The organism is Bacillus sp. TH22 (assembly GCF_016651015.1).
GTDB lineage: Bacteria > Bacillota > Bacilli > Bacillales > Bacillaceae_G > Bacillus_A > Bacillus_A mycoides.
The window spans coordinates 2679134-2703837 of sequence record NZ_JAEKER010000001.1 but is presented as its reverse complement, the minus strand read 5'-3'; the positions used below and the strand labels follow the sequence as shown (position 1 = coordinate 2703837).

Sequence of the window (24704 nt, the reverse complement as noted above, 5' to 3'; positions counted from 1 at the left end):
GAAAAATAAACAATTGACTTTTTTCTTAAAATTCAATATGTTCATAAAAACATCTGTTTTTCATAAGTATAATTAATCTGAATGGTTTGTAATTAGGGGAAGGAGAATGAAGCTTTGAAAACATTAGAACTACAAGAGCGTTTAACTGAAATTTTTCAGCATTTACATGAAAACCCTGAAGTAAGCTGGAAGGAATATGAAACGACAGCTTATATTACTAACTTTCTAAAAGAAGAAGGAATTTCATATAAAATATTTGATGATTGCCCTGGCGTGATTGCTGAAATCGGAAGAGGGAATCCAGTTATCGCGATTCGTGCTGATATGGATGCACTATGGCAAGAAGTAGACGGAGAATTTAAAGCGAATCACTCGTGCGGCCACGATGCTCATATGACAATTGTGATGGGCCTTATTTTACAATTGAAAAATATGAGGTGGGATAGTGGTACTGTTAGATTTATTTTTCAGCCGGCAGAGGAAAAAGGAAATGGTTCCTTAAAGATGGTAGAGAAGGGCGCCGTGGATGATGCTGATTTCTTATTTGGTGTTCATTTAAGGCCGATTGAAGAACTGCCTTTGAAACAAGCAGCCCCATCTATTCGTCACGGAGCTGCAGCATTTTTAGAAGGGATGATTCATGGAGATGATGCACACGGGGCACGCCCACATCAAGGTATAAATGCAATTGATGTCATTTCGATGATCAATATTGGATTGAAAAATATATGGTTACCGCCGCAGACGTCTTATTCTGTTAAGATGACGAGATGCCAAGCTGGTGGTGATAATTTAAATATTATTCCAGGTAACGGGCACTTTAGTTTAGATGTAAGAGCAGAAAATAACATATTACTAGATGAATTGAAGCGAAAAATAGAGCAAGTAATTCAGTCAGCTGAATCAATGGGATCTAAACTTTCTTATGAGTGGATTGATCTCGCACCAGGAGCTGAAGTGTCAGAAGAAGCTGAGCGTTTCATGCGGAAAGGCATTCTTGAAGTGTACGGGGAAGAGGGATGTACTGGACCACTGTATACGACAGGAAGCGATGATTTCCATTACTATACAGTGAAAAGACCCCATTTAAAAGCTGTCATGCTTGGACTAGGGGCGAACTTACAACCTGGATTACACCATCCGTATATGAAGTTTGATCATAGCTGTATAATGGATGGAGTAGAAATATTGAAACAAACTGTATTGAAAGTATTAGAAGACAGGGGCTAGAAAGCTCCTGTTTTTTTGGTAGGAATTTGTTGTTAAGTCGATATATTCGATTTCGCGATAATATAATTTCACGTACCAATTAATTTGATAAAAATGAGCATTCAGTACGTGGTGTATAATAATAGTAATATTTCTTAATAGGAGCAAACGAATGAACGAACAATATTACGATGCTGTATTAAATATAAAAACTGTCGGCGAGCAAAAAGGATTTAATAAGTCTATGCATTATCACCGTTATGAACCGACGCCATATAGCGGATTAGATGAGTTATTGAATCAATATGAAATAACAAGTAGCGATCGAATTGTAGACTTTGGGTGCGGAAAAGGGAGATTGAATTTTTACATGCACCATAAGTGCGATGCATTAGCGGTTGGAATTGAAATGAATGAAGAGTTTTATAAAGAAGCAATGGATAATCGTGATCGTTATGCGCGAAAAGTGAGAAACAGTAAAGATAAAATTCGGTTTGAATGTTGTTTAGCGCAGGAATATGAGATTGATCCACGTGATAATCGGTTTTATTTCTTCAATCCATTTTCTGTACAAGTGTTTATGAATGTAGTGAATAACATTTTGCTTTCGGTAGAGGAAATAGAGAGGGAAGTGGATATTATTTTATACTATCCTTCTGAAGATTATATTTTCTTCTTAGAGAAACAGACTGCGTTTGAATTGAAGAGAGAGGTTAGATTGCCGGGTGCTTATGAGAAGAATGGGAATGAGAGATTTTTAGTTTATACATTAGGATTATAAAAAAAGCAGGTGCTGAACTGACCCCATAAAGTTAGACAGGTCGTTTTATTAGGCAGCCTTTAGGGCATGAGTTCGGTATTGTACCGGACTCATGCCTTTTAATTTCGCCTTAATTCGTTTGTGATTATAATAATCGATATATTTTTCAAATTCTTGTTTAAAGTGTTCTATGCTTTCAAAATCTTTTAGATAAAGAAATTCAGATTTCATAATACCAAAGAAACTTTCAATAACCGCATTATCGTAACAGTTCCCTTTACGAGACATACTTTGAGTAATCTTGCGTTCTTTTAGGGCGTGACGATACTTCTTCATTTGATAATGCCAGCCTTGATCAGAGTGAATAAGGAGTTCGTCTTCTTCTGTCAATTGTTGAAAAGACTTCTCTAACATCTTCGATACAAGTGAATAGGTTGGTCTTGAATCAATTGTATAAGCGATTATCTCTCCATTAAATAAATCTAACATCGGTGATAAGTAGAGCTTCTCGCCGCATAATTTAAATTCGGTTATGTCTGTAACCCATTTTTCGTTCGGCTTTTCAGCCTTAAAGTTACGTTCTAAAATATTTGGCGCAATCTTACCTACTTTTCCTTTATAAGAGCGATATTTTTTCATACGAACTAAGCTCTTCAAACCTAACTCTTTCATAATTCGTTGAACTTTTTTATGGTTGATTTTGTGTCCTTGGTTCATTAACTCATCGCGAATACGGCGATATCCATAACGACCTTGGTGTTCATCGTAAATGTTTTGAATTAAGATCTTTAACTCTTTATCTTTATCCGGGCGATTAGAATTCTGTATCCAGTAATAATACGTACTTCGTGGGAGTTCTGCTAATTTTAAAAGTGCCTTCACTGGAAATACTTTCCTTAGTTCATAGATTACTTGCGCCTTATCTTGTTTGGTGATTTTTCCTTGTTTTGAACTAAGGCATTCAACTTTTTTAAATAAGCATTCTCCATACGCAAACGCTCCAATTCAGCTTGTAATGCTTCTACTGACGCTTCCATTTGTGTTTGTTTGTTGATTGATTTTTGATTGTCCTTAGTCATAGATTGACGCCCCTTTTTCTTCGATTTAAGGGCGTCTACTCCTTTTTGATGTAGTTGAATGCGCCATTTTCTAATAAGTCCAGGTGAAGAAATATTAAAAATAACTGCCGTTTCGTTTGGAGACGTCCCATTTTCGAACATATAATTTAGTACGTCTAGTTTATACTGTGCAGAATACGTTGTATAGCCTTTTTCAAATGCCTGGATTCCATGATATTCAAATTGTTTTATCCACATGCGAACCACTTCGTGATTCGCTCCTAATGATTTCGCAATATCTTTTATACTCTCACTTCCATCTTGATAATGTATTACTGCATTCATTTTGTCTTCTGAAGTAAATTTAGTCATAAAAAAACTACACCTCCAATTGTTAGACTGTGTCTAACAATTGGGGTGCAGTTCAGTGCCTTGGCACCTGCTTTTTTAAAACTCACGTTTATATAATTAGTTACGGATTAAGTAATCAAATGCACCTAAAGCTGCATTCGCACCTGAACCCATAGAGATGATGATTTGTTTGTACGGATTATTTGTACAGTCACCTGCACCAAACACTCCTGGTACGTTTGTAGCGCCGTGCTTGTCTGTTACGATTTCACCGCGAACGCGTTCAACTGTTTCGCCTAACCAGTCTGTGTTTGGCACAAGACCGATTTGAACGAATACACCTTGTAATTCAACATGGTGTACTTCTTCAGTTTCACGATCGATGTAAGAAATACCGTTTACTTTGTCAGTACCAGTAATTTCTTTCGTTTGAACGTTTTTCAGAACAGTTACGTTAGGTAAGCTGTTAAGACGTTCTTGTAATACAGCATCAGCTTTTAATTCTGGCATGAATTCAAGAACAGTTACGTGCTTAACAATACCTGCTAAGTCAATAGCTGCTTCAATACCAGAGTTACCACCGCCGATAACCGCTACATCTTTTCCGATGAATAATGGACCGTCACAGTGTGGGCAGTATGCTACACCTTTGTTTTTGAACTCAGCTTCACCCGGTACACCAACATTACGCCAGCGAGCACCTGTTGAAACGATTACGCTCTTACTTTTCAGAATAGCGCCGTTTTCAAGTTCCACTTCAATAAGTTCTTTTTTCTCTAAACGTTTCGCACGTTGTAGATTCATTACATCGATGTTGTATTCTTTTACGTGCTCTTCAAGACTTGCTACTAGCTTAGGACCTTCAGTGTGTTTTACGCTGATGAAGTTCTCAATACCCATAGTATCCATTACTTGACCACCGAAGCGCTCAGCAACGATACCAGTGCGGATGCCTTTACGTGCTGCATAAATTGCTGCACTTGCACCAGCTGGGCCGCCACCAACAACAAGAACATCGTATGGATCTTTATCAGAAAGCTCTGATGCATCTGGACCGTTACCCATTTTAGCTAAAATTTCTTCAAGTGTCATACGACCGCTTCCGAAAGATTCGCCGTTTAGGTAAACAGTTGGTACTGCCATGATGTCTTTACTTTCTACTTCCTCTTTAAATGCAGCGCCATCAATCATAGTATGTGTAATACCAGAGTTTAGAACGCTCATTACGTTAAGAGCTTGTACAACATCAGGACAGTTATGACAACTTAGGCTGATATAAGATTCAAAATGATATTCGCCTTGAATGTTTTTGATTTGATCGATTAATTTTTGTTCAACTTTTGGAGCACGTCCACTAACTTGTAGTAAAGCTAACACTAATGAAGTAAATTCGTGTCCTAATGGAATACCAGCGAATACGACACCAGTGTCTTCACCAGGGCGATTTACGCTAAAGCTTGGTGTTCTCTCTAGTTCAACTTTTTCTACTGTAATCTTAGATGACATAGTAGCTAATTCATCTACTAGAGATAACATATCTTTAGATACGTTATCGTCTCCTGCGCTTACTTTAAGTAAAATATCGTTCTCCATTAACTGAAGGTATTGGGATAGTTGTGTTTTTATATCTGCATCTAGTATCATTTTGATCGAACTCCTTAGATTTTGCCTACAAGGTCAAGGCTTGGTTTAAGTGTTGCAGAACCCTCTTGCCATTTAGCTGGACAAACTTCACCTGGGTTGTTACGTACGTATTGAGCTGCTTTAATTTTGTTAACAAGGATGCTTGCGTCACGGCCGATACCGTCAGCATTGATTTCCATAGATTGGATAACGCCGTCTGGATCGATGATGAATGTACCACGAGCAGCAAGACCTTCTTCTTCCATTAAAACGTTGAAGTTTGTAGTGATTGTGCGAGTTGGGTCACCAATCATAATGTATTCGATTTTGCCGATAGTTTCTGAGCTATCATGCCATGCTTTGTGAGTGAAGTGAGTGTCTGTAGATACAGAGTATACTTCAACGCCTAAGTCTTTTAGAGTTGCGTATTGGTTTTGTAAGTCTTCAAGTTCAGTTGGACAAACGAATGTGAAGTCTGCTGGATAGAAACAAACTACGCTCCATTTTCCTTTTAAACTTTCGTCAGTAACTTGGATAAATTCTCCATTATGGTAAGCATTAGCTTTAAACGGTTTTACTTCTGTGCCGATTAATAACATATTAAAATTCCTCCTAAAGGTTGGTTTTGAGCATCGGAAATTAGTTTGCTCATAAAATATATTTTTTAATTAACTATAATAATTCTAATTCGATATTAATTATCATATAAAAGTGGTTATTTTGTCAAGAGAATAAACCAACTTTATACCAATTTAATTAATATTTATTCTCAATTAAGGCTGCTAGGGAATTAAAAGGTAATTTTCAAGTCATAAATTTTCAATGAGTGTTTGAAAGAGTAGTGTGTATGTTAGAGACATGGTGTAAGTATAAATTCTTAGGAAGGAAATATTTCTTAGAAGTTGTGGATTTGAAAAGGAACTGCTTACTTCTATTTTACAAAGAATTGTGCAATAAATAAAACAAAATGTATCGGAATCTTTGTGAACAATTATTGTCATCTTAAATATATATAATAAGAAGTATATTGCAATGAGAAATAGAAACATTGACGCTCATTTCTAACAAGATATAATAAAAGCGAGATATGTATTGCAATAGAGAAGATATAGTATAGATTGAAAAAATTTCAGTCTATTATTTTTTACGGCTTTCAGAAAGCGTTTACATTTAGTGTGGAGGGGAAACCATGTCTAAGTTCACGAAGTATTTTTTAATGGAAGCTAAAGATGTGATTGCATATGTGCAAGAGAAATTACCTAAGTTCGAGCATGCAAAGGGGCTAAAGTGTAAAGAAATAGGTGATGGTAATTTAAATTATGTGTTCCGCGTTTGGGATGAACAGAAGAACATGTCTGTCATTGTAAAGCAAGCTGGGGATACAGCGCGTATTTCAGATGAGTTTAAGTTGTCGACGAATCGAATCCGTATAGAATCAGATGTTTTGCGATTAGAAGGAGAGTTAGCATCTGGACTCGTGCCAAATGTATATTTGTTTGATAGTGTGATGAATTGTTGCGTGATGGAAGATTTATCAGATCACACAATATTGCGTACAGCACTCATAAATCATCAAATGTTTCCGAGGCTTGCTGATGATTTAACTACTTTTATGGTAAATACCCTTCTATTAACATCAGATGTTGTAATGAATCATAAAGAGAAGAAGGAACTCGTGAAGAATTATATAAATCCTGAGTTATGTGAGATTACAGAGGACCTCGTATATTCAGAGCCATTCACAAACCATAATAAACGCAACGAATTGTTTCAATTAAATGAAGGATGGATTAGGGAGCATATTTATAGTGATAAAGAGCTTCGTATGGAAGTAGCAAAACTTAAGTTTTCGTTTATGACGAATGCACAAGCGCTACTTCACGGTGATTTACATACTGGTTCTGTTTTTGTAAAAAGTGATTCTACAAAGGTTATTGATCCTGAATTTGCTTTTTATGGACCTATGGGATATGACGTTGGGAATATAATGGCGAATTTAATGTTTGCATGGGTGAATGCAGATGCAGTGATGCAATCTGGTATTGAGAAAGATACATATATGAACTGGATAGAATCTACCATGATAGATGTAATTGATTTATTTAAGAAGAAGTTTTTAGATGCTTGGGATATTCATGTGACAGAGATTATGGCGAAGGAAGAAGGCTTTAACCGAGTTTATTTACAATCTGTATTAGAGGATACAGCTGCAGTGACGGGTCTTGAGTTAATTCGTCGTATTGTTGGTCTAGCGAAGGTAAAGGATATGACTTGTATTGAGAATGAAGAGGCGCGTGCTAGAGCGGAGCGGATTTGTCTTCAGACAGCGAAGAAGTTTATTTTACAAGCGAATCAATATAAAACAGGTAGCAGCTTTGTAGAAACGTTAAAAAAACAGTCAATGCATAGTGCGAAATAAGGGGAGAAGATGATGGCAGAGCAATTAATACCAATTCAGTGGAAAGATGATGCTTTAGTGTTATTGGATCAAACGGTATTACCGAACGAAGTAGTCTATGAATCTTTTAAAACGGCTGAGGGTGTGTGGGATGCGATTCAAGTAATGAAAGTACGAGGAGCGCCGGCAATAGGTGTTTCAGCAGCCTACGGTGTGTATTTAGGAGTAAAGGAAGTTGCGGAAAGTTCGGCGGAAGAATTCATAGCGGAAGTAAAAAAGGTATGTGCATACTTAGCGACATCAAGACCGACGGCAGTAAATTTATTTTGGGCGCTTGAAAGAATGGAAAGTGTCGCGAAAGAGAATGCTCACTTATCAATTGCGCAGTTGAAAGATAGATTATTAGAAGAAGCAAAAGAGATTCATAGAGAAGATGAAGAAATTAACCGTCAAATTGGAGAACATGCATTAACATTATTCCATGATGGCATGGGGGTATTAACGCATTGTAATGCAGGTGCGTTAGCAACGACTAAGTATGGAACTGCGACAGCTCCAATGTACTTAGCGAAAGAAAAAGGATGGGACTTAAAAATATATTCCGATGAAACACGCCCTAGATTACAAGGTTCAACGTTAACGGCATTAGAACTGCAGCGAGCGGGAATTGATGTAACGGTCATTACAGATAATATGGCGGCAATGGTCATGTCACAAGGGAAAATCGATGCAGTAATCGTTGGATGTGATCGTGTAGCAGCAAACGGGGATGTAGCAAATAAAATTGGAACATTAGGTGTTTCGATTTTGGCTAAATATTATAACATTCCGTTTTATGTAGCAGCACCAACGCCGACAATTGATTTGAAAACACTGACAGGAAAAGAAATTCCAATTGAAGAAAGAGATGCTTCTGAAGTGATCAATCGTTTCGGACAATACTCTGCTCCTCAAGAAAGTAAAGTATACAATCCGGCATTTGATGTCACGCCATATGAAAATGTAACAGCGATTATTACGGAAAAAGGAATTGTGAGAGCACCGTTTATGGAGAATTTAAAAAAGTTATTTCAATAAGTAGATAGTTTTTAGAAAAATAGTCATCATAAGTTTCTTACTAGGGGGATGTATATGTTACTGCAAAAAGAAAGAGAAGAAGTTGTAGCGTACGGAAAGAAAATGATTTCTAGTGGTTTAACAAAGGGGACTGGCGGTAATATCAGTATTTTTAATCGTGAACAAGGTCTTGTTGCAATTAGCCCAAGTGGTCTAGATTATTATGAAACGACGCCTGAAGATGTAGTTATATTGAATTTAGATGGTGAAGTGATAGAAGGAGAGAGAAAACCATCAAGCGAATTAGATATGCACCTTATCTATTATAGAAATCGTGAAGATATAAATGCGCTTGTACATACACATTCTCCTTATGCGAAGACAATCGCATCATTAGGATGGGAACTTCCTGCTGTATCATATTTAATTGCTTTCGCAGGCCCGAATGTACGCTGTGCACCATATGAAACATTTGGTACGAAGCAATTAGCAGAGGCAGCTTTCGAGGGCATGATTGATCGCCGTGCAGTTTTACTTGCGAACCATGGTTTAATGGCCGGAGCGAATAATATAAAAATGGCGTTTACTATTGCAGAAGAAATTGAGTTTTGTGCTCAAATCTATTACCAAACGAAAAGTGTTGGGGAACCAAAATTATTGCCAGAAGACGAGATGGAGAATTTGTCGAAGAAGTTTGAAGGGTATGGACAGCAGTAAAATGAAATGAAAACACCCTCAAGAAAAAATCTTGAGGGTGTTTCTTACACTTTCTTAAGCAACAAATACATAAAGTAAGGTGCACCAATTAAAGCAACGACAATACCAGCTGGAATACCGCTAGGTTCGACGATATTTCGTCCAATTGTATCCGCTAGTAGTAATAACCATCCGCCGATTAAAACGGCGATAGGGATGAATATTTGATGCCTTGGACCTACTAAAGATTTGGCGATGTGAGGAGCCATAAGTCCGATAAAGCTAATGCCTCCTGTTACGGAAACAGCAGCGGCAGCAAGTGCAACGGCTGCGATTAATAAGTATCTTCGTTCTTTTTCAATTTCAATTCCAACACCGATTGCTACTGGCTCGTTTAATGCTAGTATATTTAATCTATTTGCCTTATAGAAAACAAATGGGATTAATACGATTAGCCAAGGAAGCATTGCTAAAACAAATGTCCAGTCATCTCCCCAAATGTTTCCGGCAATCCATTTAGCGATAAAGTCTACTTTCATACGATCTGCAGATGAAATAAGTACAATCATCGCGCCAGATAGTGCAAAGGAAAAACCGATGCCGGTTAATGTTAATCTTATTGGCTGAAGGCCTGTGGATTTGCTATATGAAAATACGTAAATTAGAACAGCTGTTAGAAACGCACCGATAAATCCAACGACTGGTAGTAGGTAAAGAAATGAACCCACGTCTATCGGGAAGTATAGAAAGAAAAAAGCAACTGCAACACCAGCACCAGCGTTAATGCCGAGAATACCAGGTTCAGCTAAATCGTTTCGGGTAATACCTTGTAATACAGCACCGGATAAAGCGAGTGCCATACCAGCTAATAATGTAATGACGATTCTAGGTAGCCTTAAAGAATATAAAACGAATTCTTCTTTAAATGAACCTTGTCCCATAAGTGTTGGGATTAATCTGTCATAGGAGAGAGCGGCAGAACCGAGTCCCATTCCAATTACAATTGTTGTGATGGTAAGTATGAGTAATGCAAGTATGATAAGGCGTTGTTTCTTTAGAATAGATTGCATCATGAGAAAGTTCTTCCTCCTTTACGTACAATAAATAGGAAGAATGGTAATCCTACAATTGCGACGATTGCAGCAACTGGTGTTTCATACGGAGCGTTAATTGTACGTCCGATTGTATCTGCGAGCAGCATAAAGGAAGCACCAGCGATCGCTGACATCGGTATAACAAAACGGTAATCTGGTCCAACGATTGGACGAACCATATGAGGTATCATTAAGCCGATAAATGCCATGTTTCCGACAAGCGCTACAGAAGCACCTGCAAGCAAGATAATAATGATAAATAAAATTGTTTTAATGACGATAATTTTTTGGCCGAGTCCAACAGCAACTTCTTCACTGAAACTAAGGACTGTCAATTTTCTCGCAAGTAAGATAGCGAGAAATATACTTATTGAAATAACCGGAATAATAATTTTTAATTGGCTCCAACTCGTTCCAATTACTCCCCCGGCAGTCCACATTGATACATCTTGTGAAATTTTAAAGTAAATGCCAACACCTTCTGAGATTGCAAGTAGAAATGCTGAAACAGCAGCACCAGCTAATACAATTCGAAGAGGGGAAAGTCCGCCCTTTTTCACCATGCCAATTCCAAATACCATAATAGCGCCAATTGCAGCACCGATAAAGCAAGCTAGCGTTAAGTAAAGGTAGCTTATAGAAGGATTGAAGGCAAGTGTTAGTGCAAGTGCAGCATTTGCGCCACCAGTTAGGCCAAGTAATCCAGGATCGGCAAGTGGGTTTCGCGTTAATCCTTGCATAATTGCACCAGAAACAGCGAGTCCAGCTCCTACAAAAATAGCAGCAACTTCACGTGGTAAACGTATTTCACGAAGGATGGATAGCTTATCTCCTTTAGCAGAGGAAGTAAGTGCTAACCATACGTCTTTTATAGAAGTATCTGCAGCGCCTAACACCATTGCAAACATAAAAATAAGAAAGAATGCAATGATACTCAAAATTAATTTGTATGTAAAAGCGTTGGAACGTAGGTTGTCTTGCTCTTTTTTCATTCGTTTCACATCTTTTCTTTTCATAGAATAAAGGAAGAGGAATTCTTAAATTAAGAATTCCTCATGTTTGTATTATTGACCAAGAAAGCTCTTCTTGAAGAAGTCTAGTTGGAAATCTAATGTAAGTGGATCATTGAAATAGAATTCCATCATGTTTGCTTCATATACACGATTATTTTTTACTGCTGGAATGTTTTTATATGATTCTGTCTCTTGGAATGAGTTATCAGTATCTTTGTTTTTACTTACGATTAAGTAATCACCAGCAAACTCAGGTAATACCTCAGTAGATAATGCGTAGTATCCTTCTTTTAAAGCTTTTTCTTTTACTTTTTCAGGCATTTTTAATTTCATTTCTTGGTAAAGAATTTCTGTTCCGCGGCCCCAGTTTTCGCCGTATACGTAAAGCTGTTTGTTGAAGTTTTCAACAACAGAAACGGTTGCATCTTCACCGATCTTCGCTTTAATGTCTTTTCCAGCTGTTTGTGCGCGTTTCTTGAAATCATCAACCCAAGTTTTTGCTTCTTTTTCTTTATTTAATAATTTACCGATTTCTAAGTGTTGTGTTAAGTAATCAACTTTTCCGTAAGTATATGTTACAGTAGGAGCGATTTTCTTTAACTTATCAACATTTTTAATATTTGATAAACCAATGATTAAATCTGGATTTAATTCTGCAATCTTTTCAACATTTTCATCTGATACTTCAGCGACATTTTTCAGTTTGCTATCGAAACGTGGGTTTTGTTTAGACCATGAATCTACCCCAACAAGATTTACACCTAATGACATTACGTTACCAGCGAATGATGATAGGACAACAACACGTTGTGGATTTGCTGGAACTTCTACTTTACCATTTTCAGATTGGTATGTAATTGTTTCTGATTTCTTACCTTTTGCGTCGTTCTTCTTGTCTGTTGAACCGTTGCTACAAGCACTCATAACAAGGACGAACAGAACTGTTAGTGAAATAAATAATTTTTTCATCGTCTTTCTCCTTTTGATAGATGATATGTGATATACAATAAATTGTTTAGCTTTGATCTTTTGAAAAGTTAGTGGTAATAAAAAAGTCTTATTAACAATCTTGAACTTGAGATTTTACCATATAGTATTCACCATAGTAATAGAAGAAGATTTAATCTCACAGTTGCTAATAATTAACAAATTGATAATGATTATCACTATTGATTCTTTAAATACTATAATTTTATATAGGTGTATTGTCAATAGTGATTTTGATTGTAAAATTTATAAAAACAAGTTATATTTTATTGAGAATGATAATCAATTATTAGTAGCTGAGGAGTGACACGAATGAATCAAGAAGAATTGTTTGATGTAACTGTGATAGGCGGAGGACCTGCAGGGCTTTATTCAGCTTTTTATAGTGGACTAAGAGAGATGAAAACGAAAATAATAGAATTTCAACCACAGTTAGGTGGAAAAATACATGTTTATCCGGAGAAAATGATTTGGGATATTGGCGGATTATTACCGGTTACTGGTGAGAAATTAATTGAGCAACTTGTACAACAAGGATTAACATTTCAGCCTGAAGTTGTATTGAATACAAAAATAGAATCAATTATTCGTAATCAGGATGGCATTTTTACGTTGAAAACAAGCTCTGGGGAAGAACATTTTTCAAAAACAGTGATCGTCGCAACTGGGAGTGGTATATTGAATCCACAAAAGTTATCAATTGAAGGTGCTGAGAGATTCGAAGTCTCAAATTTAAATTATACAGTTAAATCGTTAAAACGTTTCAAAGATAAAACGGTAATTATTTCAGGTGGAGGGAACTCCGCAATTGATTGGGCGAACGAATTAGAACCAATCGCGAAAAAAGTTTATTTAACATATAGAAAAGAAGAATTATCTGGTCATGAAGCACAAGTAAAACAACTTATGAACAGTTCAGCAGAATGTTTCTTTAATACATCGATTACAAAATTAATTGCTGGTGATAACCATGAAGCGATTGAATATATAGAATTAACAAATCATGAAACTGGAGAAGTTTCTCATTTATCTATCGATGAAGTTATTATTAATCATGGATATGAACGCGATATAACATTATTAGAAAATAGTGAGCTAGATGTTGCTATTGTTGATAATTATTATATTGCAGGGAATGCAAATAGTGAGTCCTCGGTAGACGGATTATATGCCGCTGGAGATATTTTAAAGCATGACGGAAAATTACATTTAATTGCAGGGGCATTCCAAGATGCTGGAAATGCTGTGAATAAAGCGAAACAATTTATTCAACCTGATGCAAGTGAGTACGGAATGGTTTCTTCCCATAATGAAGTATTTAAGAAGAGAAATCGAGAATTGATTAAGCAGATGATGAAATAATAAAGGAACAAGTATACCCCCATTTACATCTCTATTTCTATGGACGAGAGATACAAATGGGGTTTTTCCTGTTTACTATATTTTCAATCATTATCATGACACCGGTTTCATTAGTTCTTGTCATATGAATGTATTTCTTTAACAAGGGAATACAAAGACTTGAACGTTTTATTTGTAAATCTGTCTAGAAAATAATGAATCTACATTTGGTTTGCGCTGTCCATTATAAAATTATGCGGTTCCTTTTGCCTGTTCATTAGGAAATGGCATATTTAGTATAGACGTAATGTATTGTTTTCCGTGTTTTCGAGCTAATGATTCTAATATTTGGCGAACGCGTTTTGTAAGATGACCTTGTTTTTTTATAGCCTCACAATATGCGTCATAGAAAACGTATTTAGCCCAAAGGAAATCATCTTGTTGGAATAAGAAATGATTTTTGTACCATTCGCCAATTGTATGATAGCAATTGTTTTCATGTACTGCTGCACTTTGTGAAAGAATACGATCGGATAAAGAATTAGATAGATGAGAAATTGTGTTTTCTGTTTCAACTTGTAATGTTTTTTCTAACATTGTAATGATGTGACGAGTAGCCATATGTTAACTCTCCTTTGTGTAATACCATTCTATATTTTAAAAAATACTTACTATACTATTATACAATATATGGAATGCATCTACCTGCTTTTTAATTTGTATTTACAAAATCTTTTTTATTTGTTTACAAAAATAAAGTAAGATACATTATATATATGAAAAAATAATAAAGGAATGAACACATTGTATATAACGATAGAAGAGGCTGCGGAGTATTTGAAATTACCAAAATCGTATGTTGAAGACTTAATTCAGCAAAAGAAAATTCGTGCACTGTTTGATGGAGAGCAATATTTAATAAACAAGGAACAGTTTAATACACATTTAGAACAAATGGAGAAATATAAGCAGTTAGTGGAAGAAATATTAAACGAACCAATTCCAGAAGATATGGATGTTAAAGACGAAGATTAAATTTATAAAAATCCCCCGTATTAAGATATGCAGAAATGTATCTTAATACGGGGGATTTTTATATTAAGGGATGAAAAAGTCATCCGAAATCCTAGAGTTACTTTAAGGGAAAGAAGATTTTATAGGGATTAGTACTATTAGTTAAAAGCATATTTTTTCATAGCGGGGACAAACATAGCGAACATAACCTGTACAGATACATATACTATCAGTGCAAAAGCTTATAAATTAATGGAAGGGGTTTTCTCGTGAGTTTATTTCATTGGGATTTTTTGAAAGAATTAATTGGATCTTATGTAAGAGTAAACAGAGGTGGACCGGAATCTCAAAAAGGAATAATAGTGTCAGTATGTACGGACTACGTCGTATTACAGAATGAAAAAGGAGAGTACCATTACTACCAGCTTCGCCATCTGAAAAGCATTACAAAAAATACGAAAGATGGTGGGATAGGTGATTCTGTATGGTCGGAAGAAGACAGTGCAGAAGACTTTGAAACGCTACTTCAAGGCTTCAAATACCGCTGGGTGAAAATTAATCGTGGTGGTCCAGAGAAAGTTGAAGGTATTTTACAAGACGTTTCTTGCGATTATGTAACGTTAATTATAAAAGAAGAAGTGGTATTAATTGCACTATCTCATATTAAGAGTGTTAATTATAATGCACCAGTAAGTGGAGAGAATAGTGATGAGAGTAGCGATGAGAAAAGTAATGAAAACAGTAATAATTCAAGTCGCGCTCGTGCACAAAGACAATCAAGTAGAGGAAGATAATAAGAAAGGAGGGTACAAAATTGGAGAGTGTATTATGCTGTGATCAAATTAAAGGTTTAGTCGGTGAAAATGTAAAAGTAAATCTTCGCGGACCAGAAAGTAGAGTAGGTGTACTCGTATCATTAGGAAAAGATTACCTTACACTACAATTGCCTCTTGGAGAATTAGTATATTACCAGTTGAAACATGTGAAGAGTCTAGTTAGGAAAGTGAAAGAAGCACCGGGAGAATATGGTTCATGTTTCTATGCGGATGAAGATACTTTTTTAGATGTATTAAATGACTTGAAGTATAAATGGATAAAGATTAATCGTGGTGGACCAGAGTGTGTGGAAGGTTTATTAAGTGATATACATGATGGAAGTATTACACTAGTAAACGGTGATGAGGTCATTTATATAATTAATTCTCATATTAAGAGTGTGAGTCAAATAGTTAAAAACAAAAAGAATGAAGAAGAATAATGTTTAATAAATAAAAGGGGCATTATGATTGAAAGTGAAGAACGATTTCATATTTCGCTACAATTATGAACGATATATGAAAAGGATCTCTTACTATTAAAAGACAGAACATTGCCCTGATTATTTTTTTAGAAATGGAAGGCAGGAAAAGTAGTATTTATAGAAAGGAGGATATAGATGAATGAGTTAAACAAAAATATTGGAGAAAATATATACGTTAAATTAATCGGTGAAAAAAGATTTAAAGGTGTATTAATTGATGTAGGAAATGATATTGTAGTTCTTTACAATGGACAAGACTATGTATATATATCTTTATACCATATCCAATATTATAAATTTTTAAGAGAGCATGATGAAGAAATATTAAAGCCTGGTGTGGACTCTGTAATTAAGAGGGAATCACCTTCAATTTCTTTGAGAAAAGTATTAATCACATCTAAAGGGATTTTTACAGAAATTTATGTGGCAGGAAATGTTCCGATACACGGTTATGTTACAAGTGTAATGAACGATTATATTGTTTTTTATAGTCCAGTTTATAAAACGGTATATATATCTTTAAAGCATTTGAAATGGCTAATTCCTTATAAAGAGAACCAAGTCCCTTATTCCCTCAATAAAAATGAACTCCCCGTAAATCCATTAAATATTACTTTAGCGAGAACGTTCGAAGAACAGCTTATTAAAATGTCTGGGAAAATTATGGTGTTTGATTTAGGTGAAGAATCTAACAAAATCGGAAAGATGGCGAAAATTGATGAAGGGCATATTGAAATATTAAAAGCACGTGATGCAAAAATGTATGTAAATATTCAACATGTAAAATCTGTCCATTGTCCGTAGACTAGTTGAGAGGGCTGGCTTTTTCTTTTATATATAGGGAAGAAAAGGTCGAGCCTATTTGTTTAATTCGATTTGGATATGAGGGGGAAAATGAATTGAATATCATATAGGTATGTTAGTGTGATCTTTGAAGGGGCAATCTTGTACTAAAGGTGTACGAGCTACCTTTTTGTGTATTCAACTCACTTTTGAGGAAGTGCTGCTCAACTACTTTATTAAAGGGGTTTTGTTTGTGGAGCAGTTTCCAGATTCGTTTTCGATTACATTACTTGGCAGTGCGGGTGGAGCAGCAAAAGCAGTGTTAGCAATTTTGAATCAAGCGGTAGTAAATGAAAAAGATCCAATTTATGAAGTGATAAAGAATGTGAACTTCCATTTGGTGGATATAAAACAAAAAGATAAAAGTTATTATAATGAGTTGTTTCCAAATTTGAAAGAGCAATTTTTTTTATATGAAATAAACCTTCAAGATGTAGTCAAATTTAAACATCATTTAAAGGAAAAAAGAACGAAGGTTGTTATTGATGTTTCAGGTGCAGATACAATTAGGGTACTGAGTTGTTGTAATGACCTTGGCATTTGTTATATTAATTCGGCTTTGGAAAATGAGGCAGTAGATCAAGACGATAGTTTACTTGGTTTTCAGCTTACGGAAAGGTATACGAGGTTTGAGAAGGAGAAAGAAACATTTACAAATACAAGAGCGATTATAGGCTCAGGTATGAATCCTGGTGTTGTTCAATGGATGGTTGTTGAGCTTATGAAAGAACGTCCAAATGAAAAGCCGCGAGCATGCTATATTGTAGAACATGATAATTCATTTTTGAATGATAAAGAGCTTATAAAACCTCATACACTTTATGCATCATGGGCAGTTGAGCGTTTTCTTGATGAAGCGATATGGAGTTATCCTATGTATATGAGTCATCATCGTCCACTTTACTTTTATGAGGATGTATATGCTTCAGAGTATAAAGTAAAGTTAGGTGAAAAAGAATTTTATGGTTGCTTAATGCCACATGAAGAAGTTTTAATTTTAGGGAAATCTTTTAATATGGAAGTGGGTTTTCTTTATCGGATCAATGAGTATACAACAAACTTAATTAGACAGAACTTAGACAAAGTGGAAGATTTATGGAATTGGAATCGTAAAGTATTTAATCCAGCAGAAGATGATATTATAGGAGAAGATTTAGTCGGTGTGTTACTCGTTTATGAACATAATGAGACATACATGTATAATGTAATGAATAGTAGCCAAGTTTTTCAAAAATATAAAACAAATGCGACGTACTTCCAAGTAGGGTGTGGAATTTATGCTGGCTTATGTAGTTTACTGTTAGATACTTTTGGACAAGGCGCTTATTATGTAGAAGAATTATTATTAAATACTGAAAGTAAGTATGGGGAATATTTAAATTTATATATGAAGGATTTTGTAGTAGGACATAATAATTTTACAGATGGATTGCTAAATGATAGGGTAAGATGGATATAAATTGTAACTGAAAAGGAAGGAGCTGTATCTCCTTCCTTTTAGTATTAGAAGGTTACATGTTGCCCTGAAAGCAATTTCATACTTATAATTTAAGTAGATAACAGTGGAAATGTTTTTTTGTATCGATCAAGGGGAGTTTTCATATGAACAAATACAAGAGCTTGATTTATGAAGAAAGAGAAGCTTTAAAAGTATTTATATTATTATTCTATATTATATTCTTTTTATATGACGCTATATATTATTTTGTATATCCCGCTATGAATATTAATGGAACAACGGTAGGATGGCCAAAAGGTAGCCTTGGGATAGGTGTATATATATTTGTAATATCATTATTTCCTATTTCAATATATCTTCAAAAAAGAGGCTATGTATATTCTGTAAAATATTTATTTTTATTTGGTTACATGTTTATCAACCTTATTAATAATTTAATGATTTATTTGCGAACGGATAGGGCTTTTGAACATGGTAGTATGGTAGAAATGTTATTAATTTTATTTGCACCGGTTTTCGTGAACAGAAAATATTTTTATTTAGTTTCCTTTAGTGTAATTGGAAAGTACGTATTTTTTACATTGATATTACAAGATTTAAAAGTTGTGATTCCACTTGTTTTATGTATATTCTATTTCATTATTTCACATTCTTTGTTAAAACGATTTCAGTCTTATGTAAGAACGGTTGTTGAGATGATGAACAATATGAAAGAGACGGAAAATTTAGCTGTTATTGGGACAATGTCTACAACAATTGCTCACGAAATTCGAAATCCATTAACAGCTTTAAAAGGGTTTACGCAAATGCAAAAAGAAAGAAACCCTGCTGATACGATGAGCTATGACATTATGTTACAAGAAATTGAAAGGATTAACGGGTTTGTTAGTGAATTGATGTTATTAGGAAAACCGAAACCAACAAATTATGAATGGTGTAATATAGGGGACATCCTTTTATATGTTGTACAGTTAATGGAAAGCTATGCGACTCAATATAAAGTGAAATTTAATTTGCAAGTAGATGGAAATTTACCCGTTATAAATGGTGATGATAAGCAATTAAAACAAGTGTTGTTAAACATCATCAAAAATGGAATTGAATCGATGCCAGGAGGCGGGAATATTCGGATTCTGGCATATGAAAAAGCTGGAGAGAACTTGTGTATTTCTGTTGAAGATCAAGGTCTTGGGATAGAAAATGAGAAAATAGAAAAGATCGGAAAAGCTTTTTATACAACAAAAGAGAATGGTACAGGTCTTGGATTAATGATTACATATAAAATTATTGAAGAACATCAAGGGAGTATCGCGATTGAAAGTAGTATGGGGATAGGAACGAAAGTGGAAATTTATTTACCAACAGTGTAGTGCATTAGACGAAATTACTTTTCAGAAAAGTGTTCTTGTTGTGTAAATATAAACATTTTATAAAATGTTTCAAGAAGGGTTTTTTTTATAAAAAACTTCGTTTATAATGGAGGAAAATATCGACATAGAGCTTTTAGCTCATGTAACGGTTCAGTAGTGTTATGAAAAGAAAAGAAGGGGTGCACGCGCATCCTTTTTTCTATGCGGATATGATGAAAGGGGTGGTATGATGGAATTAACATTAAATTCGACTGTATGTTTACACACGATTCAATTTCGAAAAGAGCAAAAGAACTATATTGTAAAAGATACGATTACAGGAGAGACATATGAAATGCCGCCACTTTGGATTGATGCACTAGCAATGATGCGTGACGGTTTTTTATTGGGAGAAATTGAGGAGAAATTAAAAGAAGAATATCCAGCAGAAGAAGTAAATATGGTAGCATTTACGAGGCAACTGTTAGAGCTAGAACTTGTCGAAATGGTAGATGGAGAAGAGATAGCTTGTACAAAGAAGAAAGATAAAGATTATTTAGCTTGGATACGACCGAGGGTGGAGCAATTCTTTTTTAACTTAAATAAAAAATATAAAAGCAAAGGTCAAAAGTGATCTTTGCTTTTTTTGTAGACCATGTTTAAAAAATAACAGCGAATGCCCTTGCGAAAGCACCGTCACTATTTTTAATTTTTAAAGGTGCTGCTGAGAAAAAGAATCGTTTCGCTTTAATGGCATCTAAGTTTGTTAAGTTTTCAATTAAGTAAATATTATTTCCTAACAGTATGTGATGAATCGGTGATGTTTCTGTCGTTACCTCATCAGGAGAAATAAAATCTAAACCGACAGATTTTACTTTTAATTGAACTAGTTCTTCAGCTAATTCTTCGGAAAGATAAAACGCTTCTTTCTCATAAGCTTCGGTATTCCATTTATTAGATAGATTGGAATGGAAAATGACAATATCGCCTTCTTTTATGTCGACAGTATGTAATACTTCCTTAGGTAATTTTCGCTCTTGAACATGAGTCACATCGATAAGAACAGCTTCGCCTACAAATTGATTTAGGGGTAATTGATCAATAGTGGTTGCGCCTGAAATGAAATGAGCAGGCGCATCACAATGCGTACCAACATGAACGACAGAATGAAAATTCGTAACTTGATAACCTGTTTCTTCAACGCTTGTAATGGCTTCTAGTTGGATTTTTGGTGTTCCAGGAAATTGAGACATATTATTTTCAAACGTTTGTGATAGATCAATTACTTTCATTTTACATACCTCCAATATATTTTTTTCAAATAATAAAAAGCCCATCCTTCATAATCAAGAAAGATGAGCTTTACATACTAGTTGAGTTTTATCCTGCAAAATGCAATGCATTTTGCAGGAATTAGCACCTATTCAGTTTGCATAAACTGAGGTTGCTAGGCTTCAAAGGACCGGTTCCTCAGCCTCTCTTGATAAAGGTTTATTCGATTTTAAATTCTGAATATTCGTGATATTTAAATTGTAATTCATTTCCTTTTTTCGCGCAATACAAATTAGGTGTTCACCCAAATAAAGTTGCTCGCATATTGTAGCTTATGTAAGTAGACTGTTGCGAAGGAGTGAGTGCAGTGACAGGGAATGTATTAAATTATTATGCCGGTGGAAATACAGCTAGAGGATTTCACAGCTTATACGAAGAGAATTTGAAGGGGCTAGACAGGTTGTTTATTTTAAAGGGAGGCCCAGGAACGGGAAAATCTTCTTTAATAAAGGCAATAGGGCGTGAATGGGTTGAAAAAGGATATGATATTGAACTTTTGCATTGTTCTTCTGATAATAAGTCAGTTGATGGGGTGATTATTCCGAAATTAAAAGTAGGAATTGTTGATGGAACATCACCGCATGTTATTGAGCCGAAAATGCCAGGAGTTATTGAAGAGTATATAAATTTAGGAGTTGCTTGGGACTCAGATAAATTAAGAAAGCAGAAGTTAGAAATTGAACGGTTTGTATTAGAAGCGGGCAAGGCTTTCAAATCTGCTTACGGATGTTTTAAAGAGGCGTTAGTTATACATGATGAGTGGGAGAAAATATATATTAATAACATTGATTTTAATAAAGCAAATGAACTAACAGAACAGCTAATTCAGAAATTATTTGCAGATAAAAAGGGAGAACAATCGATTGTGAAACATCGTTTTTTAGGAGCTGCTACACCGAAAGGAGCAGTTGATTTTGTTCCTAATTTAACAGAAGGATTACCACATCGTTATTTTATAAAAGGACGCCCGGGTTCTGGAAAATCAACAATGCTTAAAAAGTTATCGAAGGCAGCAGAAGAAAAAGGTTTTGACGTTGAAGTATATCATTGCGGATTTGACCCGAATAGTCTTGATATGGTTATCGTAAGAGAATTAGGATTTGCAATTTTTGATAGTACCGCACCACATGAATATTTTCCAAGTCGCGAAGGTGATGAGATTATAGATATGTATACTCTTATTGTTAAACCAGGGACGGATGAGAAGTATGCTACAGAAATTCGTGACGTTTCCATTCAATATAAAGCAAAAATGAATGAGGCAATGTCTTTCTTAGCAAAAGCAAAATCAGTTCGTGATAAATTAGAACGAATTTATATTGCTGCTATGGATTTTTCAAAAGTGGATGCATATAAAGAGGAAATTCAAAAAGAGTTTGAACGAATTACTGCTACTGTAATTGAAAAGAAAAAATAAGTGCTTTATTGAGCTGTCAGAAATTGTCTGACAGCTGTTTTGGTATATAGTAAAATTAGTCGTATATTTGTCGAATTCCCAGGGAAATAATCAAAAAATGGAGATGGTATGAAATGAGAGAGAAAATTGAATTAGAACTAGAGCGAATTGAAAAAGAGAATGGTGTGAAAATTTTATTCGCTGTGGAATCAGGGAGTCGGGCGTGGGGGTTTCCATCGAAAGATAGTGATTATGATGTTAGGTTTGTTTATATACACCCTGTAGAATGGTATTTATCAATCCATGATAAGCGTGATGTAATCGAATATCCAATTAGTGATGATTTAGACATAAGTGGTTGGGATATTAAAAAGGCATTGCAACTATTCGCGAAGTCAAATCCAGCTTTACTTGAGTGGATTCGATCACCAATTTTTTATTCGAAAAACTCTAACTTTCCAGAGCAGCTTCAGCAAAAGAGTGAAAAGAATTTTGATCCAAAAGCAACGATATATCATTACTTACATATGGCTTCAAAAAATTATCGTGAATTTTTGCAAGGTGAAAATGTAAAGTTGAAAAAGTACTTTTATGTATTACGTCCTATTTTAGCCTGTCAGTGGCTAGAAGAGAAAGGGACATTACCTCCAGTAGAATTTGACCAATTACTTATAGAACTATCTATAGAACGTAGTGTATTGAATGAGATTGAGAAGTTGTTAGTAAAGAAAAAAGCGGGTACGGAATTAGATGTTGGATTGAAAGTTCAGGCGTTAAATCAATTTTTAGAAGAACAAATTGATTATTATCAGCAATACGTGAAAGGGATTGAAAAGGGATTAGGGATTGATATTGAGAGTTTGAATACATTATTTCGAGATATGTTGTTTGAAGTATATGAAAAAGAGCACAAGTGAGTTTGTGCTCTTTTTTATCCCGCATTAACGGGCAGTAAGACTCCCACCTCAAGATTCGGCTGGAGCGAAGAAGTTAGGTGGGAGGTCAACTGCCCGTAAACGCCCGATTGGTGAGGGCTGATTAAAGTTTCACTTTATTTTGTAGGAATAAAGAAAACAGATATAGCTGCGATAAGACCTGCAAAGGAGAATAAGTAAAAATTCCACGCCAAGTCATATTGCATTGTCATAATAATACCGACAAGAATAGGGCCAGCAATCGCACCAACTCGGCCAAGTCCAAGTCCCCAGCCTAAGGAGGTAGCTCGTATATGTGATGGGAAGTATTGTGTTACATAAGCATTTAATATTTGAGTAATACCGACTGATCCAATTCCAGCAAGACCAATTAAAAGATAAATGATTGTAACAGATGGTTTAATTGTTAATAGTCCAATACATATGGCTGCCATAAGATAGGAGATACTAATAACAATTTTTGCTCCTATACGATCGGCAATCGCCCCAGCAAATAATGCACCGATAGCTGCAGTAATATTTAGTATAAGTAGAAATGATAAACTAGATCCAAGAGGGTATCCTGCCTGGCGCATCATCTGTGGTAGCCAAGTATTTAAACCGTATATTAAAAACATTCCCATTATATAAGTGAGCCAAAAAAGTAGTGTTGCTTTTATGTAATCTTTTGAGAATAACGTAAGAAATCCATTTTTCTTTTGTATATTAGATGGTGTTTCAGGAATTTCATCTTTTACATGGAATACAATTTGAAAGCGATTAAGAATTTTATTTACTTCTTCTTGTCGATTTCGCGATAATAAAAATTGAATGGACTCAGGTAAATAACGAATAATGAAAGGAATGAGGAGTAGCGGAATCATTCCGATGCCAAACATAATTCTCCATCCGAAATCTTCTAGCATAAACATGGATAAAATAGCGCCTAACACGATACCTAAAGGATAGCCGGTAAACATAAGAGCATAAATAAAAGATTGCCGTTTTTTTGGTGAATATTCAACAGTAAGTGCTGAAGCCGTTGGGATAACACCGCCTAATCCGATTCCTCCGATAAATCGAGATAACCCAAATAATTCAGGAGAAGGAGCAATTGCAGCTAAGCCCATTGTGATAGAAAAAAGGGCTAAACAGCATATAAGTGTCCATTTTCGTCCAATTAGATCTGTAATGGTTCCAACTAGAATAGCACCAATAAACATCCCAAATAAAGCATAGCTGGCAATTGTTCCAGCGTGGGCTGGTGATAGTGCCCAGCTTTTGTCTTCTAGGAGCTTTGGCAGAACGGCGCCGTAAATACCTAAATCATATCCGTCAGCTAGAATGGCTAGCCAACAAATAAAAACAACAAGTTTTGTAATAGAACTTGAAAAGATAGTTTCTGTAGATTCTAGATGAGGTGGAGCAGAAGGTTGCATAGTATTCACTCCTTTTATTTGTAGATGAATATATTATTTTATTTAATGTTAATATTTCCCTGCGTATGTCGA

24 protein-coding genes and 1 riboswitch are annotated in these 24704 nt (G+C 35.2%); of the genes, 15 read left to right on the top strand and 9 right to left on the bottom strand.

The window, feature by feature from the left end; translation table 11 throughout:
• Nucleotides 1-114: 114 nt before the first annotated feature.
• Together JFU18_RS13665 and JFU18_RS13660 are read left to right on the top strand one after the other, a co-directional pair.
• A complete protein-coding gene (locus JFU18_RS13665; RefSeq protein WP_002124929.1) occupies nucleotides 115-1230 on the top strand; it encodes a M20 peptidase aminoacylase family protein in 1116 nt (371 codons plus the stop codon).
• A gap of 151 nt (nucleotides 1231-1381) precedes the next feature.
• A complete protein-coding gene (locus JFU18_RS13660) occupies nucleotides 1382-1990 on the top strand; it encodes an SAM-dependent methyltransferase (RefSeq protein ID WP_201032372.1) in 609 nt (202 codons plus the stop codon).
• Between the two features lie 48 nt (nucleotides 1991-2038).
• On the opposite strand, the gene JFU18_RS13655 is transcribed toward JFU18_RS13660, so the two are convergent.
• The 3 genes from JFU18_RS13655 to ahpC form a co-directional block, all read right to left on the bottom strand.
• A protein-coding gene (locus tag JFU18_RS13655) for an IS3 family transposase (protein ID WP_201034452.1) occupies nucleotides 2039-3399 on the bottom strand; the annotation gives its coding sequence in 2 pieces (ribosomal slippage) (nucleotides 2039-2943 and nucleotides 2943-3399; 1362 coding nt in all).
• A gap of 96 nt (nucleotides 3400-3495) precedes the next feature.
• Nucleotides 3496-5022 carry an alkyl hydroperoxide reductase subunit F gene (gene ahpF, locus JFU18_RS13650; RefSeq protein ID WP_201032373.1) on the bottom strand — a complete coding sequence of 509 codons (1527 nt, stop codon included), beginning with the start codon at nucleotides 5020-5022 and terminating at the stop codon, nucleotides 3496-3498.
• A 14-nt stretch (nucleotides 5023-5036) separates the two neighbouring features.
• On the bottom strand, nucleotides 5037-5600 hold the full coding sequence (ahpC, locus tag JFU18_RS13645; RefSeq protein WP_000924420.1) for an alkyl hydroperoxide reductase subunit C: 564 nt from the start codon (nucleotides 5598-5600) through the stop codon (nucleotides 5037-5039).
• A 590-nt stretch (nucleotides 5601-6190) separates the two neighbouring features.
• Between ahpC and mtnK the strand changes: the two genes are divergently transcribed.
• Genes mtnK through JFU18_RS13630 form a run of 3 tightly spaced genes read left to right on the top strand, consistent with a single transcriptional unit; the run spans nucleotide 6191 to nucleotide 9172 of the window.
• On the top strand, nucleotides 6191-7420 hold the full coding sequence (gene mtnK / locus JFU18_RS13640) for an S-methyl-5-thioribose kinase (RefSeq protein WP_098167872.1): 1230 nt from the start codon (nucleotides 6191-6193) through the stop codon (nucleotides 7418-7420).
• A gap of 12 nt (nucleotides 7421-7432) precedes the next feature.
• Complete coding sequence (mtnA, locus tag JFU18_RS13635; RefSeq protein WP_002124936.1) at nucleotides 7433-8476, top strand: S-methyl-5-thioribose-1-phosphate isomerase; 1044 nt, start codon at nucleotides 7433-7435, stop codon at nucleotides 8474-8476.
• 54 nt (nucleotides 8477-8530) lie between these two features.
• Nucleotides 8531-9172 carry an L-fuculose-phosphate aldolase gene (locus tag JFU18_RS13630; RefSeq protein WP_002010177.1) on the top strand — a complete coding sequence of 214 codons (642 nt, stop codon included), beginning with the start codon at nucleotides 8531-8533 and terminating at the stop codon, nucleotides 9170-9172.
• A gap of 44 nt (nucleotides 9173-9216) precedes the next feature.
• Here JFU18_RS13630 and JFU18_RS13625 read toward each other — a convergent pair whose 3' ends face one another.
• Genes JFU18_RS13625 through JFU18_RS13615 form a run of 3 tightly spaced genes read right to left on the bottom strand, consistent with a single transcriptional unit; the run spans nucleotide 9217 to nucleotide 12227 of the window.
• Nucleotides 9217-10224 (bottom strand): FecCD family ABC transporter permease, encoded by a 1008-nt coding sequence (locus JFU18_RS13625; RefSeq protein ID WP_002191791.1) that lies wholly within the window; start codon nucleotides 10222-10224, stop codon nucleotides 9217-9219.
• A complete protein-coding gene (locus JFU18_RS13620) occupies nucleotides 10221-11261 on the bottom strand; it encodes a FecCD family ABC transporter permease (protein WP_133059760.1) in 1041 nt (346 codons plus the stop codon). Before JFU18_RS13620 ends, JFU18_RS13625 begins: the two co-directional genes overlap by 4 nt.
• 48 nt (nucleotides 11262-11309) lie before the next feature.
• Nucleotides 11310-12227, bottom strand: coding sequence for an iron-hydroxamate ABC transporter substrate-binding protein (locus tag JFU18_RS13615; RefSeq protein ID WP_000732562.1), 918 nt, complete (start codon nucleotides 12225-12227; stop codon nucleotides 11310-11312).
• 330 nt (nucleotides 12228-12557) lie between these two features.
• On the opposite strand from JFU18_RS13615, the gene JFU18_RS13610 reads away from it, so the two are divergent.
• Nucleotides 12558-13607: an NAD(P)/FAD-dependent oxidoreductase gene (locus JFU18_RS13610; protein ID WP_201034647.1), complete on the top strand. Its 1050-nt coding sequence runs from the start codon at nucleotides 12558-12560 to the stop codon at nucleotides 13605-13607.
• 231 nt (nucleotides 13608-13838) lie between these two features.
• Here JFU18_RS13610 and JFU18_RS13605 read toward each other — a convergent pair whose 3' ends face one another.
• On the bottom strand, nucleotides 13839-14207 hold the full coding sequence (locus tag JFU18_RS13605) for a hypothetical protein (protein WP_060751286.1): 369 nt from the start codon (nucleotides 14205-14207) through the stop codon (nucleotides 13839-13841).
• A gap of 174 nt (nucleotides 14208-14381) precedes the next feature.
• Between JFU18_RS13605 and JFU18_RS13600 the strand changes: the two genes are divergently transcribed.
• From JFU18_RS13600 to JFU18_RS13570, 7 genes are all read left to right on the top strand, one after another.
• Nucleotides 14382-14621 carry a helix-turn-helix domain-containing protein gene (locus JFU18_RS13600; protein WP_002029523.1) on the top strand — a complete coding sequence of 80 codons (240 nt, stop codon included), beginning with the start codon at nucleotides 14382-14384 and terminating at the stop codon, nucleotides 14619-14621.
• A gap of 248 nt (nucleotides 14622-14869) precedes the next feature.
• Nucleotides 14870-15394, top strand: coding sequence for a hypothetical protein (locus tag JFU18_RS13595; protein WP_002029525.1), 525 nt, complete (start codon nucleotides 14870-14872; stop codon nucleotides 15392-15394).
• A gap of 20 nt (nucleotides 15395-15414) precedes the next feature.
• Nucleotides 15415-15858, top strand: a complete 444-nt coding sequence (locus JFU18_RS13590) for a hypothetical protein (protein ID WP_016103225.1) — start codon at nucleotides 15415-15417, stop codon at nucleotides 15856-15858.
• Nucleotides 15859-16035: 177 nt separating this feature from the next.
• Nucleotides 16036-16704, top strand: a complete 669-nt coding sequence (locus JFU18_RS13585; protein WP_085308881.1) for an LSm family protein — start codon at nucleotides 16036-16038, stop codon at nucleotides 16702-16704.
• Between the two features lie 232 nt (nucleotides 16705-16936).
• Complete coding sequence (locus tag JFU18_RS13580) at nucleotides 16937-18202, top strand: S-adenosylmethionine decarboxylase related protein (protein ID WP_085308883.1); 1266 nt, start codon at nucleotides 16937-16939, stop codon at nucleotides 18200-18202.
• 143 nt (nucleotides 18203-18345) lie between these two features.
• The gene (locus tag JFU18_RS13575) at nucleotides 18346-19572 is read left to right on the top strand and encodes an ATP-binding protein (RefSeq protein WP_201032375.1); all 1227 of its coding nucleotides are present in this window, start codon (nucleotides 18346-18348) and stop codon (nucleotides 19570-19572) included.
• A gap of 229 nt (nucleotides 19573-19801) precedes the next feature.
• Nucleotides 19802-20185 carry a hypothetical protein gene (locus tag JFU18_RS13570; RefSeq protein WP_033708170.1) on the top strand — a complete coding sequence of 128 codons (384 nt, stop codon included), beginning with the start codon at nucleotides 19802-19804 and terminating at the stop codon, nucleotides 20183-20185.
• 25 nt (nucleotides 20186-20210) lie between these two features.
• On the opposite strand, the gene JFU18_RS13565 is transcribed toward JFU18_RS13570, so the two are convergent.
• A complete protein-coding gene (locus JFU18_RS13565) occupies nucleotides 20211-20843 on the bottom strand; it encodes a cyclase family protein (protein WP_002091277.1) in 633 nt (210 codons plus the stop codon).
• A gap of 85 nt (nucleotides 20844-20928) precedes the next feature.
• Nucleotides 20929-21041, bottom strand: a riboswitch (SAM riboswitch).
• A 149-nt stretch (nucleotides 21042-21190) separates the two neighbouring features.
• Between JFU18_RS13565 and JFU18_RS13560 the strand changes: the two genes are divergently transcribed.
• Nucleotides 21191-22300: a PRK06851 family protein gene (locus tag JFU18_RS13560; protein ID WP_002186823.1), complete on the top strand. Its 1110-nt coding sequence runs from the start codon at nucleotides 21191-21193 to the stop codon at nucleotides 22298-22300.
• Nucleotides 22301-22413: 113 nt separating this feature from the next.
• A complete protein-coding gene (locus tag JFU18_RS13555) occupies nucleotides 22414-23196 on the top strand; it encodes a nucleotidyltransferase domain-containing protein (RefSeq protein WP_201032376.1) in 783 nt (260 codons plus the stop codon).
• 134 nt (nucleotides 23197-23330) lie between these two features.
• Here JFU18_RS13555 and JFU18_RS13550 read toward each other — a convergent pair whose 3' ends face one another.
• On the bottom strand, nucleotides 23331-24632 hold the full coding sequence (locus JFU18_RS13550) for an MFS transporter (RefSeq protein ID WP_201032377.1): 1302 nt from the start codon (nucleotides 24630-24632) through the stop codon (nucleotides 23331-23333).
• Between the last annotated feature and the right edge of the window lie 72 nt (nucleotides 24633-24704).

Coding starts and splice junctions, on each gene's coding strand:
- JFU18_RS13610 (WP_201034647.1), top strand. CDS start 12,558: ATGAATCAAGAAGAATTGTTTGATGTAACTGTGATAGGCGGAGGACCT.
- JFU18_RS13630 (WP_002010177.1), top strand. CDS start 8,531: ATGTTACTGCAAAAAGAAAGAGAAGAAGTTGTAGCGTACGGAAAGAAA.
- ahpC (WP_000924420.1), bottom strand. CDS start 5,600: ATGTTATTAATCGGCACAGAAGTAAAACCGTTTAAAGCTAATGCTTAC.
- JFU18_RS13585 (WP_085308881.1), top strand. CDS start 16,036: ATGAATGAGTTAAACAAAAATATTGGAGAAAATATATACGTTAAATTA.
- JFU18_RS13660 (WP_201032372.1), top strand. CDS start 1,382: ATGAACGAACAATATTACGATGCTGTATTAAATATAAAAACTGTCGGC.
- JFU18_RS13620 (WP_133059760.1), bottom strand. CDS start 11,261: ATGAAAAGAAAAGATGTGAAACGAATGAAAAAAGAGCAAGACAACCTA.
- JFU18_RS13565 (WP_002091277.1), bottom strand. CDS start 20,843: ATGAAAGTAATTGATCTATCACAAACGTTTGAAAATAATATGTCTCAA.
- JFU18_RS13570 (WP_033708170.1), top strand. CDS start 19,802: ATGGAATTAACATTAAATTCGACTGTATGTTTACACACGATTCAATTT.
- ahpF (WP_201032373.1), bottom strand. CDS start 5,022: ATGATACTAGATGCAGATATAAAAACACAACTATCCCAATACCTTCAG.
- JFU18_RS13600 (WP_002029523.1), top strand. CDS start 14,382: ATGAACACATTGTATATAACGATAGAAGAGGCTGCGGAGTATTTGAAA.
- JFU18_RS13575 (WP_201032375.1), top strand. CDS start 18,346: ATGAACAAATACAAGAGCTTGATTTATGAAGAAAGAGAAGCTTTAAAA.
- JFU18_RS13615 (WP_000732562.1), bottom strand. CDS start 12,227: ATGAAAAAATTATTTATTTCACTAACAGTTCTGTTCGTCCTTGTTATG.
- JFU18_RS13550 (WP_201032377.1), bottom strand. CDS start 24,632: ATGCAACCTTCTGCTCCACCTCATCTAGAATCTACAGAAACTATCTTT.
- JFU18_RS13605 (WP_060751286.1), bottom strand. CDS start 14,207: ATGGCTACTCGTCACATCATTACAATGTTAGAAAAAACATTACAAGTT.
- mtnK (WP_098167872.1), top strand. CDS start 6,191: ATGTCTAAGTTCACGAAGTATTTTTTAATGGAAGCTAAAGATGTGATT.
- JFU18_RS13625 (WP_002191791.1), bottom strand. CDS start 10,224: ATGATGCAATCTATTCTAAAGAAACAACGCCTTATCATACTTGCATTA.
- mtnA (WP_002124936.1), top strand. CDS start 7,433: ATGGCAGAGCAATTAATACCAATTCAGTGGAAAGATGATGCTTTAGTG.
- JFU18_RS13555 (WP_201032376.1), top strand. CDS start 22,414: ATGAGAGAGAAAATTGAATTAGAACTAGAGCGAATTGAAAAAGAGAAT.